The organism is Hyphomicrobiales bacterium (genome assembly GCA_017642935.1).
GTDB lineage: Bacteria > Pseudomonadota > Alphaproteobacteria > Rhizobiales > MH13 > MH13.
In genome coordinates, this window is the sequence record JAEPOK010000016.1 from 1 (window position 1) to 532 (window position 532).

Annotated in this window: 1 pseudogene; it reads right to left on the bottom strand. The window is 63.3% G+C overall.

Annotation, left to right across the window (positions count from 1 at the left end):
* Window positions 1–22 precede the first annotated feature (22 nt).
* Window positions 23–532, bottom strand: a pseudogene (locus tag JJ917_17855) (aminotransferase class I/II-fold pyridoxal phosphate-dependent enzyme).

The following is a 532-nucleotide window of genomic DNA, read 5'->3' on the forward strand; positions in this document are numbered from 1 at the left end:
CTCGACGGCAATGGCGGAACGCTCAGCGCGATGAGATCCAGGACGCCAGCCGCTCGGCGGCCTGCTCGACCTGATCGAGGCGGCGGTTGAAGCAGATGCGGAAATAGGCTTCCGCGCCCTCACCGAACGCCGAACCCGGCGCCAGGCCAACACGCGCCTTGTCGACAATGTCGAACGCCGCCACGAGCGAATCGGTGACGCCGTCCACCGCAAAGAACAGATAGAAAGCACCGGGCGGCGGACTGACGCGCGCCCGGCCCGTTGCTTCGAGTGCGCCGCACATAATGTCGCGTGCGCTACGGCGCCACGCTGCATGAACTGGGCAACACCCGAGGTGGAATACTGGATCAGGTTCTCGAAAGTCTGCCCGAGCGAGGGATGCGCCATGATCCAGCCAATGCGCCAGCCGGTCATCGCCCAGTTCTTGGAGAAGGTGTTGACGAACAGAATGCGGTCTTCCGGCTCCATGATATCGAGGAAGGAAGGAGCACGCGCGCCGCCGTAAAAGAAGCGGGTGTAGATTTCATCGGCG